The organism is Cellulosimicrobium sp. KWT-B, from assembly GCF_002127155.1.
Taxonomy (GTDB): domain Bacteria; phylum Actinomycetota; class Actinomycetes; order Actinomycetales; family Cellulomonadaceae; genus Cellulosimicrobium; species Cellulosimicrobium funkei.
Genome location: NZ_NEDO01000007.1, coordinates 29,921 through 45,488, shown reverse-complemented (window position 1 = coordinate 45,488; position 15,568 = coordinate 29,921). Strand labels below are relative to the sequence as shown.

Sequence of the window (15,568 nt, the reverse complement as noted above, 5' to 3'; positions counted from 1 at the left end):
CGGGGCGTCACAGCCGGCCGATGTCGAGCGAGCCGCTGCCCGCCTGCGACTGGTCGGAGCGGCGCGCGCGGTCCAGGTACTCGTTCGCCTTCGTCGTCTCGGTCTCCAGGACGCCGATGGTCTGCGCCATGGAGTCGAGGGCCTGCGTCTTGAACGTCGAGATCGAGTCGAGGGTCGCGTAGATGTTGGCGAACGCCTGCTGGAGCTGCGGGAGCCCGACGGTCGCGCTCGCGGCCTGCTGCTGGATGCTCGCCGACTGGTCCGCCAGCATCTTCGAGGTCGACGCGATCATGTTCGACGTCGTCGTGTTGAGCGCCGTGATCTGGTCGAGCACGAGCTTCTGGTTCGCGAGCGCCTGCGCCACGATGACGGCGGTGCGCAGCGCCGAGATCGTCGTGGTCGTCGCGCGGTCGACGCCCTTGATGAGCTCGAGGTTGTTCTTCATGATGATGTCCATCGCGAGGTAGCCCTGGATGGACACCGCGAGCTGCGTGAGCAGGTCCTGGTGCTTCTGGCGCACGTAGAACAGCACGTCCTCGCGCAGCGCCTGGGCCCGCTCCGGGTCGCTCGCCTCGATCTCCGCGATCTTCGTGGACAGCTCGGTGTCGAGGCGCTCGGCGATGAAGATGTACTGGTTGAGCCGCGCCATCGTGTCCCAGAGGTTCTGCTTCTCCAGGTTGAGCGCCGCGTTGTCCTTGCGGAGCTCGTCCTGGCCGTTGTAGAGCGACTGGACGATCGCATTGAGCTGCTTCTGCGAGCTCTCGTAGCGGCGGAAGTAGTCCTGGAGCTTCCCGCCGAACGGGATGAGGCCCAGGAACTTCTTGCCGACGCTCGCCTCGCTCGGGTCGAGGTCCTCCACGGTGCGGCGCAGCTCGAGCAGCGACTTGCTCACCTTCGAGCTGTCGGACACACCGCCCTCGCGCAGCTCCTTGACGGGCATCTCCAGCATGCGGTTGGAGACGTCGGCCGCGGCGCGGATGTCCTTGTCGCCCATCTTGCGGACGTCGTCCGCCTTCGCGCCGAACTCGGGGGAGCGGGTGTCCGTGGTCAGGAGCTGGTCGAGGTAGGACGACACCTTCGACTCGAGACCCGGGATGGCCGCCTCGTCGATGCGCGGCGCGAGCGCCGGCGCCTGGGTCGCCGCGACGGGCTTGACGGGCTCCGGGGCGCTGAGCGTGAGCGTCTCCGTCGGGGCGGGGGGCTGGAGCGGTGCTGCCTCGGTCATGTCGGTCCTTCGCTCGTGCGTGCCGTCGGACGCCGTCGGTGGCGGGTGGAGGACGCCCTCGCGGGCTCCCCCTCGACCCGGGCGAACCGGGTGGAACCGGCCTGCGCCGGTCGGGCGAGTATATCTACGACCGGTGGCCGGATCTTTACCCTTTCCGGGGATCGGGAGGGTGAGAACTCCCCATGTCAGACCAACGTTCGGGCCGCCGGCGAGTTCCGCCGTCGGCTCGCGCGGGCACGTTCCGGGGACGCCCGGCGGTGCCGGACGTGAGCGGGACCCGAACGGCTGACGAGCCCTGGTCGCGGCCCACCTGCGATCGTCGGTCGCTCAGGGTCGGTGAGCTGGTCCTTGTGATCCGTCGACGGCACGAGGCTCCCGCTCCTGCCGGTCGGACGTGAAGGCCTCGATCACGAGCTCCGCCGCGCGCACGTTCTCCTCGGGCACGTGCTCGTCGTAGAACCAGGTGCGCTCCTCGCCGTCGGGGGTGAGCGCGACGGTCACCGCCTCCGCGAACGCCTCCCGCGCGGGACGGAGGGTCGGCCGCTCGCGGTCGAGCTCGACGACGACCAGGTCCCGGAGGTCGTCCTCCGAGAGGCCCAGCAGCGCGTCGAGCACGTGCCCGAGCTCGTGCCGCACCGTGGTGCGGACGTGCTGCTCGAGCAGCTCGCCCTCGACCGCGTCGTCGTCGCCGTAGGCGGCGACGTCCTCGACGATCCAGACCCGCGGCGCCTCCCCGGGCCGCACGGTCGCGTCGGCGAAGCCCCACCACCCGACGCCGCCCGGGACGAACCGCCACCGCACGTCGCACACCGGCAGCCCGCGCTCCCCGAGCCGCTCGATCTCCTCCCACGCGATCGCGTTGACGACTCCCGCGACGTCGTCGGGCACGCACGACGTCCCGGGCGTCACGGGGGAGTAGGCGGCGAAGCGCGGGGACGGGACGGTCGCGGGCAGGTCGGCGCTCGCGGTCGAGCCGACGAGCGTGGCCGGGACGGCCAGGAGGAGGGCAGCGCAGAGCGCGCGACGGCGAGCGTGCCCCCAGCGACCCACGTAGCGGAGAGAGGGACATGCGCCGTTCCTGATACCCGGGGTGCGAGACGGCCGCCTCGGCCGACACGAGCGTGTGGGGGATCGTCGCGCCGCAGGCGCTTCCAGGCTGGCCCGGGCGTGACGTGCCTCGCGCGGGGGGTCGCGCGTGGTCCCCCGAGCGGGACTCGAACCTGCACCCTACGGATTCTCAAGTTCGGAAGATGGAGACGAGGTTCAGGATATCTCCGACAACGACGGACGAGCTTGGGGTTGAGGGCGTGTTTCGCACGGCCCCGCGCCGGCCGCAGCCTGTTCAATGAGACGGGCCCGGTGGCCGCGGGCGATCAACGCGACGCGCCCGGGTGAAGTCTGGTCACAGGTTGGTCTCAGGTACTGGTGTACCAGGACGCGCGGCGGCGATGCTGCGAGCGTCGGGGGGAGCGGTTCCACCCGTGCGGAGAGGCACGACATGAAAATGTGGCAGAGGGCGACAGCGGCTGTCGCCACGGTTGGGCTGGGGCTCGCGGTCGCGGTCTCAGCGGCGGCACCGGCGAGCGCACGATGGGTTCCGGACGGGTACTACCTCACGAAGTACACCGGCGAGATCTGGCACGTCGACAGCGGCGCGGGTGAGATCTACCCGATCACGTACGACGAGTGGCGCAATGCGGGTTTCCCGTCTCCCAAGGCGGCCCCGACGAACTACGTGAAGTACTCGTGGGCCCCGAGCATCCACGCGGTCACGTTCTTCGACCCGGCTGACCCGAACGTGTGGCTCTGGGACGAGCTGAGCTTCGCGGACTGGTCGCGGGCGGGCAAGCCCGCTCCCCGCAACGCGGGGTGGATCGAAGGCTCGTACGTGTACAAGTGGGGCACGTCCGCCGAGATCTTGATCGAAGAGCCCAACGGCGGGGTGAACCACAAGCTCACCTACAACGAGTGGCGCGACACCGGGTTCAAGCCGTACGTGAACCGGGCCAACGAGGGCTTCGTCAAGTATTCCTGGGACTCGACCATCGTGCGGCTGACCAACATCTCCGCCGGCCAGGGCTACCGCCTGAGCTACGGCGAGTGGCAGGCCGAGGGCTTCCCCACACCGCAGGTCGTCAACCGGGTCAACGGCGACCAGGTCTACCAGAACTACGGCTCGCCGACGCTGTACTACGCGGGTCCGGGGCTCAACCGTGCGATCAACTACGCCGAATGGACCGCGATGGGTCAGCCCCGACCGATCGTCTACGGCGCGCCGGGGCGGCCGAGCTTCGACAAGGACTGCAAGGACTACCCGAGCCAGGCAGCTGCCCAGGCTGAGTACCGCCACTACTACTCCCTGTACGGCGACGTGTTCGGTCTCGACGCTGACAACGACGGCATCGCGTGCGAGAGCTACTTCGGCTGACGCGGTCGTGAACGTCGAGAAGCGCCCCGCCCTCCCGAAAGAGCGGGGCGCTTCGTCATGCCGCGGCAAGGTCAGGTGAATCGAGAGTCGTCGTGGCGCTTGGTTTCGCGCAAGTGCGTCACCGCGCCGCGCTCGTCGGCGGTCAGGGCCGTGATGGCGGGGGCGCGGTCCCGGCCGACGGCCGGGAAGGTCGGTGTCGAGGAGAGGCCGAGGTGGCGCAGCCACGCGTCGACGGCGGGGATCGCCATGATCCGGGCGAGCGATGCGGCAACGGCCGCGAGGACCGCGCCGACAGCGACCACTCAGGCGAGCCATGTGTCGGACACGAACTCGCCGAGCTCGTCGTGCAGGATCGCTGCGACGACGCGACGATGACCTTGCCCTCCCCAGGCCCATGCCGCCTATGTGACGCCGGGCACGTTGCGGCCGCCCGCCAAGAGCAGGTGAGATTGTGCGGTGCTGCCCAGCGTTTGCCCAGCAGGGCAGCGGCTCCGGCGCCGCTGACGTGCGTTCTGACAGGTCCGGCGTGGTGCCCCGAGCAGGACTCGAACCTGCAACCTACGGATTAGAAGGCCGTTGCTCTATCCATTGAGCTATCGAGGCGCGCGCCCATCGTAGTGGGCGCCGGGCGTGCTCGGGAGGTGGGGCCGCGGTGGTGGAGCCGCAGGTCGGGTGGTCGTGCGTCGTCCGGCGCGTGCGTTTGGCGGCGCCCTCGACAGCGGTCACTATGAACCAGTGAGAACCCCAGACGCCGCCACGAGCGACGCGAGCGCCACCTCGGCCGGCCGGGCGCCGGGCTCGTGGCGTCCCGCTCAGGCGACCGAGGAGCTCGGTGTCACGGTCTTCGACGTCGCGCGCGACCTGCGCCGCGACGTGGCGGACGTGCGCCTCCCGCTCGCGATCGACGGCGCGACCGAGGCCGACGCCTCGCGCCGCCGTCTGCTGACCCAGCTCGACGAGCACCTGCTGCCGCGGCTGCGGGAGCTGTCGTCGCCCGCGATCGTGGTCATCGCGGGGTCGACGGGGGCGGGCAAGTCGACGCTGTACAACTCGCTGCTCGGCGAGGAGGTGTCGCAGGCGGGCGTGCTGCGGCCCACGACGCGCGAGCCGGTGCTCGCGTTCAACCCGCTCGACGCTGACGTCATCGTCGAGGGCCCGGTGACGCGCGTGGCGCGCGTGATCGACCACGACGGCGTGCCGCGCGGCACGGGCCTGCTCGACGCCCCGGACCTCGACTCGCTGCTGTCGGAGAACCGCGACACGGCCAGCCTGCTCCTCGAGGCGGCGGACCTGTGGCTGTTCGTCACGACGGCGTCGCGCTACGGCGACGCGCTGCCGTGGCAGGCGCTGTCGCGCGCGAAGGAGCGCGGCGCGAGCGTCGCGATGGTCCTCAACCGCGTCCCGCGCGAGACGCTCACGACGATCCGCGGCGACCTGCTCCAGCGGCTGCGCGACCACGGCATGGACGGCGTGCCGCTGTTCGTCGTGCCCGACGTCGGCCCGCACGAGGGTCTGCTCGACCGCTCCGTCGTCGCGCCGGTCGCGCGCTGGCTGACGATGCTCGCGGGTCCGGACCGCTCCCGCGCGGTGATCGTGCGCACGCTCAAGGGGTCGCTCGCGGCCCTGCCCGACTGGGTCACCGGCGTCTCGGACGCGGTGGAGGAGCAGGTCGAGGCCGCGGCGGACCTGCGTTCCGCCGTCGAGCGGGCGCTGCCGCCCGTGCAGGAGACCGTGCGCCGCACCGCGCTGGACGGCGCCGTCGCGCACGGGTCGCTCGAGGCGCGCTGGGCCCAGGTGACGGGTGCCGGGCGGGTCGACCGCGTCAAGGTGCGGGGCGGCGTCGTGCGGTCGTCCCGTCGCCGGGGCCGCGCGCGCGACCTGGTGCTCGCCCCGCTGCTCGACGAGACGCGCGACGCAGCGCGGCGCACGCTCGCCGCGGACGGGGTGCTCGCGTACGAGGCGCTGCGCGCGGCGCTCGACGGCGACCGCCCGCTGCCCGGCGGGGCCGACGTCCTGCCCGCCGAGGACGCCGCCGCCGCGCGCCGGGAGGCGTCCGCGACGACCCAGGTGCAGCAGTGGGCGACGCGCGCCGAGCACGTGGTGGCCGCGCTCGGGGCGCCGTCGGCGTCGGAGGCGGGCCGTGCCGCGGTGAAGGCGTTCGGGGAGACGGGCGTCGCGGCGCTGCTCCTCGCCGGCGCGGCAGGGAACGACGACGCCGCCCGGCTCGTGCGGACCGTGCTCGCCGACGAGGGCGACGAGGCGGTCGCCGCGCTGCGCGACGACCTCGCTGACCGGGCCGCGACCATGGTCGAGCGGGAGGCGGAGCCCGTCCTCACGACGCTCGCCGACCCCGCGCTCGCCGCGGACGCCGCCGTCGGCCTGCGCCTACGACTCGCCGAGCTGAGGAGGCTCATGTGACGTCCCACGACGCCCAGCTGCGCGCCCGGGTCGACGACCTCGCGCGCGCGGTGGACCTCGCGGGCGACCGCCTCGACCCCGCCGTCGCGGCCCAGGTCCGCGACGCGATCGGCGGCGTGCGCGAACGCCTCGCGCTCGGCGTCGACCACACCGTCGTCGCGCTCGCGGGCGGCACCGGGTCGGGCAAGTCGAGCCTCTTCAACCGGGTGTCGCGCCTCGATTTCGCCGACGTCGGCGTCAAGCGGCCCACGACGGCCCGGGTCACGGCGTGCTCGTGGAGCGACGCCGCGACGGCGCTGCTCGACTGGCTCGACGTCGACCCCGAGCGTCGTATCACGCGCGACGGCGAGCTCGACGCCGAGGACGAGTCGGCGCTCGGCGGCCTCGTCCTGCTCGACCTCCCGGACCACGACTCGATCGAGCCCGCCCACCGCGCGGTCGTCGACCGGGTGCTGCCGCTCGTCGACCTGCTCGTGTGGGTCGTCGACCCGCAGAAGTACGCCGACGACGCGCTGCACTCGGGCTACCTGCAGAAGTCGACGGGGCTCGAAGGCTCCATGGTCGTCGCGCTCAACCAGATCGACACCGTCCCCGAGGCGCGCCGCGCGTCGCTCGTCGAGGACATGGGCCGCCTCCTGCAGGAGGACGGGCTCGACGGCGTCTACGTCACCACCGTCTCGGCGCGCACCGGCGAGGGCCTGGACGAGCTGCGGTCGCTGCTCGAGCAGGCGGTCGCGCGACGCAGCGTCGCCGCGAGCCGTGTCGCGGGCGAGCTCGACCGCGCCGGGGCGCTCCTGCTGGAGCAGCTCCCGGGCGACGTCCCGTGGACGATGAGCACGGCCGTCGAGGAGGAGGTCGACGCGCTCGCCGACGCGACGGGCCTCGCCGCGGTCGCGGGCCAGGTCGGCGCGGCCGTGCGCAACGGGTACGGGCGGCCCGAGTTCTCGCCGCCGCAGCCCGACGCCGTCGCCCTGTCGCGCTCGCGCTGGCTCGCGCGCGCGGGGCGCTCGCTGCGGTCCGGCTGGCAGAAGGCCCTCGACGAGGCCGTCGCGCCGTCTCCGCGCGTCGCCGAGGCGACGCGGTCCGCGCTCGCGAAGATCCCCCTCGACACGCGCGGGCCGTCGTCCTCGCGCCCCACGCGGCGCGCGGCCTGGTCGGCGCTCGCGGTCGGGGTCGTGGCGGGGGTCCTGGCGGTGCTCGGCTCACTGCGCGTGCTCGACCTCGGGCGCACGCTCGTCACGGTGTGCGCGGTCGTGGCGGCTGTCGCCGTCCTGGGCGCGGTGGTCGCGTTCCTCGTCGCGCTCCAGGTGCGGCGCACGCTCGCCCGACGCCGGGAGCAGCAGGTCCTCGCCTCGGGGCGCGGTGCGATCGAGCGCGTCGTGCAGGACGCGATGGGGCGGCCCACCCAGGAGCTCCTCGACCTGCACCGGCAGGTGCGCGAGCTGGCGCAGTCCGCGCGGGACAAGACGCCCGCCGCGCCGCTCACCGGGGCGCTACGGCTACCCCCAGGCATGGACGGCGCAAGCTCGTCCACAGGCGAGGGCCCGACGCCGGACGGCACCGCCGCTCCCACCGCACCCTGAGGCGGTGGCCGGGACCAGCCCGGCCGTCGACCTCAGGAGGAACCATGCCCGGTGACGTCACGGTCACGCTGTCCGGCTTCGTCGCGACCACGCCCACGCTGTTCCGCTCGCAGTCGGGCAACGACTTCACGAGCTTCCGGATCGCCCAGACCCGGCGCTACCTCGACCGCGAGCGCGGCGAGTGGGTCGACGGCCGCACGCTGTGGTTCACGGTCAAGGCGTGGAAGAACACCGCGCGCAACGTCGCGCTCTCGCTCCACAAGGGCGACCCGGTCGTCGTCACGGGCCGGCTCTCGCTCGACGAGTGGGACGGCCCGGACGGCCCGCGCACGAGCCTCGTCGTCGAGGCGACGGCGCTCGGCCCCGACCTCACGCTCGGCGAGGCGCGGTTCACGCGCACGGTGCACCGCCGCGACGACGACGCCACGCGCCGCACCGAGGGCGGCCCCGCCGACGCGGTCGACGGCGTCCCGCCCGCTGCGGCCGGCACGCTCGACCCGAGCGGCGTGCCCGACGCCGCAGGCGGGGGCGACGCGGGCCCGGGCCCGGGCGTCGGCGGCGGTGAGCCCGTCCCCGGCGGGCCCGTCCTCGACGAGCCCGCCGACGACGACCCGTGGGCGGCGGCGGACGTCGCCGCGGCGCTGGGCGGGGAGCCCGGCGTGGCCGGTTCCGCCGACGACCGGGGCGTCGCCGCCGCGCCTCCTGCCGCGGACGACCCCGGCGCCGTGCCCGTCGGGGAAGGCCCGCCCGTCGGGGACGGCCCGCGCGGCGCGGGTGGCCCCGCGGGCGCTCGTGCGCCGCGTGCCCGCACCGCCCGGAAGGGGAGCGTGACGGCGGCCGCCTGAGCCGTGGGACGGGGCGGCGTCGTGACCTTCGACCGGTCGCGGCGCCGTCGGGCGCGTCCCGGCGGCCCGACCGCGTAGGCTGAGTGGTCGACGAATCCCGTACCTCTCCCGACCGAAACGGTGGAACGACAGGCTGTGGCTGAGTTCATCTACTCCATGTACAAGGCGCGCAAGGCGCACGGAGACAAGGTCATCCTCGACGACGTCTCCCTGAACTTCCTGCCCGGCGCCAAGATCGGCGTCGTGGGCCCCAACGGCGCCGGGAAGTCCACGATCCTCAAGATCATGGCCGGCCTGGACACGCCGTCGAACGGTGAGGCGCGCCTCTCCCCGGGGTACAGCGTCGGCATCCTGCTCCAGGAGCCGCCGCTCAACGAGGAGAAGACGGTGCTCGGCAACGTCCAGGAGGCCGTGGCCGACATCCTCGCCAAGAAGCAGCGCTTCGACGAGATCTCCGCGCTCATGGCGGAGCCCGACGCGGACTTCGACGCGCTCCTCGCCGAGATGGGCACGCTCCAGGAGGCGATCGACGCCGCCGACGCGTGGGACCTCGACTCGCAGCTCGAGCAGGCGATGGACGCGCTGCGCTGCCCGCCGCCGGACGCCGACGTGTCGGTGCTCTCCGGTGGTGAGCGACGCCGCGTCGCGCTGTGCAAGCTCCTGCTCGAGAAGCCGGACCTGCTGCTGCTCGACGAGCCCACGAACCACCTGGACGCCGAGTCCGTGCTCTGGCTCGAGCAGCACCTCGCGACGTACCCGGGCGCGATCCTCGCCGTCACGCACGACCGCTACTTCCTCGACCACGTCGCGGAGTGGATCTGCGAGGTCGACCGCGGGCGCCTCTACCCGTACGAGGGCAACTACTCGACGTACCTGGAGAAGAAGCAGGAGCGTCTGCAGGTCCAGGGCAAGAAGGACGCCAAGCTCGCCAAGCGCCTGAAGGACGAGCTCGAGTGGGTCCGCTCGAACGCGAAGGGCCGCCAGACCAAGTCGAAGGCGCGTCTCGCCCGCTACGAGGAGATGGCTGCCGAGGCCGAGCGCACGAGGAAGCTCGACTTCGAGGAGATCCAGATCCCGCCGGGCCCGCGCCTGGGCAACCTGGTCCTCGAGGCGTCGAACCTCCAGAAGGGCTTCGACGGGCGCCAGCTCATCGACGGCCTGAGCTTCACGCTGCCGCGCAACGGCATCGTCGGTGTCATCGGCCCCAACGGCGTCGGCAAGACGACGCTGTTCAAGACGATCGTCGGGCTCGAGCCGCTGGACGGCGGCGAGCTCAAGGTCGGCGAGACCGTGTCGATCTCCTACGTCGACCAGTCGCGCGGCGGCATCGACCCGAAGAAGACGCTGTGGGAGGTCGTGTCCGACGGCCTCGACTTCATCAAGGTCGGCAACGTCGAGATCCCGTCGCGCGCGTACGTCGCGTCGTTCGGGTTCAAGGGCCCGGACCAGCAGAAGCCTGCGGGCGTCCTGTCGGGTGGTGAGCGCAACCGCCTCAACCTCGCGCTGACGCTCAAGCAGGGCGGCAACCTCCTGCTGCTCGACGAGCCGACGAACGACCTCGACGTCGAGACGCTGGGCTCGCTCGAGAACGCGCTGCTCGAGTTCCCCGGCTGCGCCGTCGTGGTGTCCCACGACCGGTGGTTCCTCGACCGCGTGGCGACCCACATCCTCGCGTACGAAGGCACGGAGGAGAACCCGGCGAGCTGGTACTGGTTCGAGGGCAACTTCGCCTCCTACGAGGAGAACAAGGTGGAGCGTCTCGGCGCGGAGGCGGCCCGCCCGCACCGCGTGACGTACCGCAAGCTCACGCGCGACTGACCGACCGTCGTCGCACGGATCGGCCACGACGCCGGGCGGGACCCGTTCCCGCCCGGCGTCGGCGCGTCCGGGCCCGTCCTGGCCGGCCGAGCCGGCGGGAAGGTCGTGCCGTCGGGCTCGCGAGCCGTCGGCCCGTCCAGACCTCCGGGCGCCCCGCCGTCAGGACCTCGGCGGTCCAGCGGGACGGACCGTCCCCGCCGTCCGTGGCGGCTCGGCGACGCGGATAGGCGTTGACGTCGCCCGTCGGAGGTCGCGAGGATCCCTCGGCATGACCCTCGACCTCGCCCCCTCGCGCGTGCGCCCCTCCTGGCCCGACCTCCCGGCGGCGGTCCGCGCCGCCCTCGAGACCCTGCTGGGTGCCGGCGTCTCGGGCTGGACGAGCCACGACGGCGGCTACTCGCAGGGGCTCGCGTCGACGCTCCGGACCGACGCGGGCGACGTGTTCGTCAAGGCGGTCGGTCCCGAGCACCCCTTCACCGCCGACCTGTACCGGCTCGAGGCGCGGACCGCGAGGGCGCTGCCCGCCGGGACGCCGGCGCCTGCGCTCCGCTGGGTGCTCGACGACGACCTCGACGGTGCGGGGGCCTGGGTCGCGCTGGCGTTCGACGCCGTGCCCGGCCGGGCCGTCGCCACGCCGTGGCGCGACGACGAGCTCGCGGCGGTCGCGGACCTCGCCCGCCGCATCGGCGAGGTCGAGGTGCCCGCCGACTCCCCGCTCCCGCGCTTCGCGGACACGGTGGAGTGGCGCGAGTGGGAGGACCTCGCGGACCGTCGTCCGGCGGGCCTGGGCACGTACGACCCGTGGGTCGCGGACCGCCTCGACCGGCTCGCCGTGCTGGCGTCGGCGTGGCCCGAGGCCACGGCGGGGGACCACCTCGTCCACGGCGACCTCCGGGGCGACAACACGGTGCTCGTCGACCGTGCCGCCGTCGCGGTCGACTGGCCGTGCGCCGCGCGGGGTGCCGCGTTCTGCGACGCGGTCGGCATGCTCCCGGCCGTGCAGGTCGAAGGCGGTCCGCCGCCCGAGGAGGTGCTGCGGCGTCACCCTCTGCCGCGCGACGTCGAGCCCGACGCCGTGACCTCCTACCTCGCCGCGCTGACCGGCTACTTCCTCAAGTCCTCCCTCGACCCGGCGCCGCCGGGCATCCCGCACCTGCGCGTGTTCCAGCGGGCGCAGGCCGAGGTCGGGGTCGCGTGGCTCCGGCACCGCCTGAGGGAGTGACCTTCCACGGGACCGGCTCGTGCGGTCGCGGTCGGCCCTCGCAGGGGCGGTCTCGACCCGTACGCCCGATCTCGCGGGGGTGCCGGGGACGGCCCTGCCGTGTCCCATCGGGCCTGGCCAGCGGCATTCCGGCAGACTGACGGGATGACAGCCAGCGGTGACTTCGGAGACGACGCGGTCCGTCCGGACGCGTCGACCCCCGACGGCCCGCGCCCCGACGGCCCGCGTCCCGACGCGCCGCGCCCCGACGGCCCGCACCCCGACGGCCCGCGCGCCGGTGGGGTCGCGGCGAGCGCCTCGGCGACCACGGGGCTCGTCGCGGCGCTGGAGATCCTGCGAGGGCGGCTCGCCGCCACGCGGCTCCCGCTCGACCTGCCCGGCGCGGCGCTGGCGCGCGAGGACCTCGGCCTCGCGGTCCACCAGCTCGACGACTACCTGCTGCCCCGGCTGCGCTCGCACGCGGCGCCGCTGCTCGTCGTCGTGGGCGGGTCGACCGGAGCGGGGAAGTCGACGCTCGTGAACTCGCTCCTCGGCGAGCACGTCTCAGCGCCCGGCGTGCTCCGCCCGACGACGCGCGCGCCCGTCCTCGTCCACCACCCGCTCGACGAGCGCTGGTTCTCGACCGACCGCGTGCTGCCCGGGCTCGCGCGCGTGAGCGAGCACGGCACCCGGTCCGCCGCCCCCGGCACCCCGACCGGCACCCAGACCGGTCCCGGTACCGGGACCAGGCCCGGCGAGCCCGCCACGCCGCCCGACCCGACGCGCACGCTGCGCCTCGTCGCGAGCGACGCGCTGCCGCAGGGCCTCGCGCTCGTGGACGCGCCCGACGTCGACTCCGTGGAGACGGCGAACCGCGAGCTCGCCGCGCAGCTCCTCGCCGCGGCCGACCTGTGGCTGTTCGTCACGACGGCCGCCCGCTACGCCGACGCCGTCCCGTGGGACCTCCTGCACCGTGCCGCCGAGCGCCGCGCGCAGGTCGCGATGGTCCTCGACCGGGTCGACCCGGGCACCGAGGCCGTGGCGGACGACCTGCGCCGGATGATGGACGAGAACGGCCTCGACGCCGCGACGCTCTTCGTCGTGGGGGAGTCCGAGCTCGTCGACGGCTTCCTCCCCGAGCGGGCGGTCGCCGCGGTGGCGTCGTGGCTCTCCGCGCTGGGTGCGGACGGCGACGAGCGGGACCGGGTCGCGACCGCGACGCGCGACGGGGTCGTGGACGACCTCGTGCGCCGGGCGGTCCTCGTGGCGGGTGCGGCCGACGCGCAGGCGGCGTCGGACGCGCGCCTGCGCGGCGTCGTCGTGCGCGCGTACGACGAGGCGGCGACGACCGTGGACGCCGCGACGAGCGACGGCGCGCTGCTGCGCGGCGAGGTGCTCGCGCGCTGGCAGGACTTCGTGGGCACGAGCGAGCTGTTCCGCTCCGTCGAGCAGGGCGTCGGCCGGGTCCGCGACGCGCTCGCGGCGTTCTTCCGCGGGCGCCCGGCGCAGGCGCCGCAGGTCGAGCAGGCGATCGCGCACGGGCTGGAGGCGGTGGTGCTCGACGCGACGGACGTCGCGGCCGAGCGCGCCTACGGCGGGTGGCGCGCGGACCCGGCGGGGTCGGCCCTGCTCGACGGCCTCGACCTGGCGCGGTCGTCCGCGGGCGTGCGGGCGCGCGTCGCGGAGGAGATCCGGGGCTGGCAGTCCGACGTCCTCGACCTCGTGCGCGAGCAGGGCGCGGGCAAGCGTGGCGCCGCGCGGGCGCTGTCCTTCGGGATCAACGGGCTGGGGCTGAGCCTCATGGTCGTCGTGTTCGCGTCGACCGGCGGCCTGACGGGCGCCGAGGTCGGGATCGCAGGCGGGACGGCGATCCTCGCGCAGAAGCTCCTGGAGGCCGTGTTCGGCGACGACGCGGTGCGGCGCCTCACCCGGACCGCGCGCGAGCGGCTCGCGGAGCGGGTGCGCGTGGTGCTCGACGACGAGGCGCTGCGCTACACCGCGCAGCTCGACGCCCTCGGGACGGCCGACGCCGACGAGACCGCCCGCTCGGTCCTCGAGGCGGCGCGCGCGGTCGAGGCCGCGGCCCGGGTCGAGCGGTCCGCTCGCCCCGCCGTCGCGCCCGGTGCGGACGGCGGCCGGACCGCCGTGGGCCGGCACGCGGCGCGTCTCCTGCGCGGCGCGGGGTGGACGCCCCCGCCTCCGGACGAGCCCGCGGTCGCGCCGGGGGACGAGGCGGCAGAGCCGGCCCGGCGGCCGGGGTTCTGGCGCCGCCTGCTGGGGGGTGAGCAGGCATGACGATCGACCTCGCGGCGCGCACGACCGCGCTGGAGACCGCCGTGCGCGCGGGGGAGGGGCGCGTCGACGCCGACCTGCTCGCCGATGCGCGGACCGTCGTCGCCCGCGCGCGCGAGCGGGCCGGGCTCTCGGCCGACCACACCGTCGTCGCGCTCGCGGGCGCGACCGGCTCCGGCAAGTCGTCGGTGTTCAACGCGCTCGCGGGCACCGAGCTCGCGACGGTCGGGGTGCAGCGGCCCACGACGTCCCACCCGCTCGCCGCGGTGTGGGGCGCGTCCGGACCCGCCGCCGGCCCGGCGGGACCGGCCGCCCTCCTCGACTGGCTCGAGGTGCGGCGGCGCCACGAGATGGGCACCCCGCTCACGTCCGGCGACCCGGGCGACGCGCGCGCGGGCGGCGGCCTGCGCGCGCTCCTGCGTGGTCGCCGCGCGGGTGAGCTCACGAGCGGCCTCGTGCTGCTCGACCTGCCCGACCACGACTCGGTCGTCGTCGAGCACCGCGTGCGCGCGGAACGCCTCGTCGAGCGCGCCGACCTGCTCGTGTGGGTCGTCGACCCGCAGAAGTACGCGGACGCCGCGCTGCACGAGCGCTACCTGCGCCCGCTCGCGGGGCACGGGTCGGTCGTCGTCCTGGTGCTCAACCAGGTGGACCGGCTCACGCCCGCCGACGCCGACGCGTGCCTCGCCGACCTGCGCCGGCTCGCGGCCGAGGACGGGCTCGCCGACGCGCGCGTGCTCGGCGTCTCGGCCCGCACCGGCCAGGGCCTGGACGAGCTGCGGGGGCTGCTCGCGGACGCCGCGGCCCGGCGGCGTGCGTCGAACGACCGGCTCGCGGCCGACGTGCGCGCCGTCGCGCGCCGCGTCGCGGCGGCGTGCGGGGAGCCCGTCCCGGAGCGCGCCGCGCGCCGCGCGCGCGACGGCCTCGTCGACGCCCTGGAGGCCGCGGCGGGCGTCCCGACGGTCGTCGCCGCCGTGCGCGGCTCGGCCGTGCGGGACGCGCGCGCCGCGACGGGCTGGCCCGTGACGCGCTGGGTCGGCCGGTTCCGGCCCGACCCCCTGCGCCGCATCGGGCTGCGCACCGGGCCTGCGCCGGGCTCGGCCCGCGCGCGGGCGGCGAAGGAGCTGGGCACGGGCGAGAGCGCGAGCCGGCCCGAGCTCGCGCGGACCTCGCTCCCGGCGGTCGGTGCCGCGCTGCGGGCCGGCGCCCAGACGGCGGTGCGCGACTACGCGGCCGAGGCCACCGCGGGCGTGCCGGACGACTGGGCGCTCGCCGTGCGCCGTCGGGCGTCCGAGGGTGCGGCCGACCTCGCCGACGCGCTCGACCAGGCCGTCGCGGGGACCGAGCTCGAGGCGGCCCGCCGTCCGGTGTGGTGGCGCGTCGTCGGCGCGTTCCAGTGGCTCGTGCTCGCGGCGCTCGTCGTGGGCCTGCTGTGGCTCGCCGCGCTGTGGGGGTTCACCTACCTGCGCCTGCCCGAGCCGCCGACGCCGGTCCTCACGCTCGGCGGTCCCGGAGCCCCGGAGCTGCCGTGGCCGACGCTGCTCGCCCTCGGCGGGATCGTCGTGGGCGTGCTCGTCGCGCTCGTCTCGCGCGCCGCGGCCGCGGTGGGCGGACGACGGCGGGCGGCGCGCGCCCGACGGCGGCTGCGTGACGCCGTCGGCCAGGTGGCCGACCGGCTCGTGCGGCTCCCCGTGGGCGAGGAGCTCTCCGCGCTCGCGAGCTGCCGCGCTGCGGCCCTCGTCGCCGCGTCCTGACCGT

At 74.8% G+C, this 15,568-nt stretch carries 11 protein-coding genes and 1 tRNA gene; 8 read left to right on the top strand and 4 right to left on the bottom strand.

Annotation, left to right across the window (positions count from 1 at the left end):
- Positions 1-7 precede the first annotated feature (7 nt).
- Together B9L22_RS18205 and B9L22_RS18200 are read right to left on the bottom strand one after the other, a co-directional pair.
- Positions 8-1,225: a toxic anion resistance protein gene (locus B9L22_RS18205; RefSeq protein WP_021482025.1), complete on the bottom strand. Its 1,218-nt coding sequence runs from the start codon at positions 1,223-1,225 to the stop codon at positions 8-10.
- Positions 1,226-1,552: 327 nt separating this feature from the next.
- Positions 1,553-2,275, bottom strand: coding sequence for a hypothetical protein (locus tag B9L22_RS18200; RefSeq protein ID WP_086151424.1), 723 nt, complete (start codon positions 2,273-2,275; stop codon positions 1,553-1,555).
- A gap of 448 nt (positions 2,276-2,723) precedes the next feature.
- Between B9L22_RS18200 and B9L22_RS20305 the strand changes: the two genes are divergently transcribed.
- On the top strand, positions 2,724-3,653 hold the full coding sequence (locus B9L22_RS20305; RefSeq protein WP_198947341.1) for an excalibur calcium-binding domain-containing protein: 930 nt from the start codon (positions 2,724-2,726) through the stop codon (positions 3,651-3,653).
- 71 nt (positions 3,654-3,724) lie between these two features.
- Here B9L22_RS20305 and B9L22_RS18190 read toward each other — a convergent pair whose 3' ends face one another.
- Positions 3,725-3,955: a hypothetical protein gene (locus tag B9L22_RS18190; protein ID WP_086151423.1), complete on the bottom strand. Its 231-nt coding sequence runs from the start codon at positions 3,953-3,955 to the stop codon at positions 3,725-3,727.
- Positions 3,956-4,180: 225 nt separating this feature from the next.
- Positions 4,181-4,256 (bottom strand) — tRNA-Arg (locus B9L22_RS18185).
- A gap of 132 nt (positions 4,257-4,388) precedes the next feature.
- On the opposite strand from B9L22_RS18185, the gene B9L22_RS18180 reads away from it, so the two are divergent.
- The 7 genes from B9L22_RS18180 to B9L22_RS18150 all read left to right on the top strand — a co-directional run bounded on the left by B9L22_RS18180 (position 4,389) and on the right by B9L22_RS18150 (position 15,564).
- A complete protein-coding gene (locus B9L22_RS18180; protein WP_143317378.1) occupies positions 4,389-6,071 on the top strand; it encodes a GTPase in 1,683 nt (560 codons plus the stop codon).
- On the top strand, positions 6,068-7,654 hold the full coding sequence (locus B9L22_RS18175; protein WP_086151422.1) for an ABC transporter: 1,587 nt from the start codon (positions 6,068-6,070) through the stop codon (positions 7,652-7,654). The genes B9L22_RS18180 and B9L22_RS18175 overlap by 4 nt, the downstream gene beginning before the upstream one ends.
- Positions 7,655-7,698: 44 nt before the next feature.
- Positions 7,699-8,499 (top strand): single-stranded DNA-binding protein, encoded by an 801-nt coding sequence (locus B9L22_RS18170; protein ID WP_086151421.1) that lies wholly within the window; start codon positions 7,699-7,701, stop codon positions 8,497-8,499.
- A 135-nt stretch (positions 8,500-8,634) separates the two neighbouring features.
- Positions 8,635-10,317 (top strand): energy-dependent translational throttle protein EttA, encoded by a 1,683-nt coding sequence (gene ettA / locus B9L22_RS18165; protein ID WP_021483138.1) that lies wholly within the window; start codon positions 8,635-8,637, stop codon positions 10,315-10,317.
- Positions 10,318-10,585: 268 nt separating this feature from the next.
- Positions 10,586-11,539 (top strand): phosphotransferase family protein, encoded by a 954-nt coding sequence (locus B9L22_RS18160; RefSeq protein ID WP_086151420.1) that lies wholly within the window; start codon positions 10,586-10,588, stop codon positions 11,537-11,539.
- A 144-nt stretch (positions 11,540-11,683) separates the two neighbouring features.
- Positions 11,684-13,813 (top strand): dynamin family protein, encoded by a 2,130-nt coding sequence (locus B9L22_RS18155; RefSeq protein ID WP_086151419.1) that lies wholly within the window; start codon positions 11,684-11,686, stop codon positions 13,811-13,813.
- A complete protein-coding gene (locus B9L22_RS18150; protein WP_086151418.1) occupies positions 13,810-15,564 on the top strand; it encodes a GTPase in 1,755 nt (584 codons plus the stop codon). The genes B9L22_RS18155 and B9L22_RS18150 overlap by 4 nt, the downstream gene beginning before the upstream one ends.
- The last annotated feature ends 4 nt before the right edge of the window (positions 15,565-15,568 follow it).

What these genes read in the sequence shown, in the direction of transcription:
- B9L22_RS18205 (WP_021482025.1), bottom strand. Translation starts at nt 1,225, where the DNA reads ATGACCGAGGCAGCACCGCTCCAGCCCCCCGCCCCGACGGAGACGCTC.
- B9L22_RS20305 (WP_198947341.1), top strand. Translation starts at nt 2,724, where the DNA reads ATGAAAATGTGGCAGAGGGCGACAGCGGCTGTCGCCACGGTTGGGCTG.
- B9L22_RS18170 (WP_086151421.1), top strand. Translation starts at nt 7,699, where the DNA reads ATGCCCGGTGACGTCACGGTCACGCTGTCCGGCTTCGTCGCGACCACG.
- B9L22_RS18160 (WP_086151420.1), top strand. Translation starts at nt 10,586, where the DNA reads ATGACCCTCGACCTCGCCCCCTCGCGCGTGCGCCCCTCCTGGCCCGAC.
- B9L22_RS18155 (WP_086151419.1), top strand. Translation starts at nt 11,684, where the DNA reads ATGACAGCCAGCGGTGACTTCGGAGACGACGCGGTCCGTCCGGACGCG.
- B9L22_RS18150 (WP_086151418.1), top strand. Translation starts at nt 13,810, where the DNA reads ATGACGATCGACCTCGCGGCGCGCACGACCGCGCTGGAGACCGCCGTG.